At 68.2% G+C, this 1,362-nt stretch carries 2 protein-coding genes; both read right to left on the reverse strand.

Annotation, left to right across the window (positions count from 1 at the left end):
- Positions 1-229: 229 nt before the first annotated feature.
- A complete protein-coding gene (locus tag H483_RS27305; RefSeq protein ID WP_017836478.1) occupies positions 230-517 on the reverse strand; it encodes a PLDc N-terminal domain-containing protein in 288 nt (95 codons plus the stop codon).
- 95 nt (positions 518-612) lie between these two features.
- Entirely contained in the window at positions 613-1,212 is a 600-nt protein-coding gene (locus H483_RS27310) for a hypothetical protein (RefSeq protein ID WP_017836479.1), read from the reverse strand.
- Between the last annotated feature and the right edge of the window lie 150 nt (positions 1,213-1,362).

Here is a 1,362-nt window from a genome sequence, read left to right on the forward strand (position 1 = left end):
GGTGGGGGCAGGATCAGGCTCGGAGGGCGCCGCTCCCCCGGCGGACCGGGGTGGTCGGATGTTCCTGGTCGCCGGTCACACGGTCGCCCCGGTTCGTTCGGCGATGAGACGTGCCATGCGGTGTGCGCGTGCGGTGCGGCCCAAGCCGCCCGGCCGCCCAGGGGATGATCGGGTGCCGGTCGCTATTGCGGTGGGGTGCTTTTACTGGATGGTGCTACGGCCTTGTCGATCACCGGGGCGAGGTGACCGTGTCGCGGACGGTGTTGTCGCTGCTGCGGCGGCGAGGACCGAGTAGCGCGTACAGGAGCACTCCGAGAAGCGGGAGTGCGAGGATGACGAGCGCCCAGGCCCAGTCATATGTAGTCCGTCGGTGTCTTGCCAGGTGAATGAGGGCGAGGACATCCAGGACGATCACGCTTACCACCACCATGCTCCATGCGATGTCATACGCCAGCGGAAAGGTGACCTGCGAGGCGTCTTGCGGAAGCGTGGTGGTGGCAAGTGGGAGAACGGGCATTGTTGATCCTCGGTAGGGGTCGGTGGATCACCGGTTGTCACTCGGTGTCGTACCCATCGTCCTGGAGTTGGCCTCCCCGTAGGTCAGTTGGCGGACTACCAGAGGCTCCACGGTTGCCCGGTGGCGATGGCGTCGTCGATGCGGTGATCAATAGTGTGCGCTGGCTCGTCTGCGGCGATTGCGGTGCGGATCGCCTCTGCGATTGCGCGGGAGAGGCCGGCTGGACCGCGGGTGTCACCGAGGGGACTGTTCGCGCTGTGTCGTCGCGTGAGGTAGTCGGCGCGGTTGTCGCCGGCGGTGCCTAGCCGTAGATGGTTCGGGTTGGTGCAGCCGGCGTAGTCGCAGCGGTGGCACAGGATGGGGTCGGTCAGGGCGCTCCAGCCGAGTCGGTCGATGATGCCGTGCGCGAGTTGGTAGGCGTACAGGTGCGCGGGGACGGTGCCGCGGCGGGAGAGCCCAGGCAGGCTGGCGGCGCGGAAGGAACCGTGTCCGGTGGAGGAGATCGCGCCGATCCAGGGCCAGCACTGGTCGGGGCCGCGGCGGTAGCGCTTGTTCTCAAACCGTTGCCGGGTGGCGGGGTCGGTGAGCCAGATGCGCCACAGTGTCGCCGGGGTGCGCACCGGCCGGGGATCGCCGAGCAGAGAGAGCTGCTGCGTGTCCGGTGCGGCCGGTAGAGGGAACAGTGCTGCGGTCATCGGGGCCTCGAGGGTGTTGAGGGAACTGTTACCGGGTGGGGCGAGGATAGGTGTCAGCTACGACAGCGTCGGCGATGGCCGGGCCCGCACGGTTGCGCAGTGTCCGCTGGTGGGTGCGCCCGGCGGCAAGACGCCGGGCGCACTCTAAAG

The organism is Dietzia sp. UCD-THP, assembly GCF_000349585.1.
GTDB classification, from domain to species: Bacteria; Actinomycetota; Actinomycetes; order Mycobacteriales; family Mycobacteriaceae; genus Dietzia; species Dietzia natronolimnaea_A.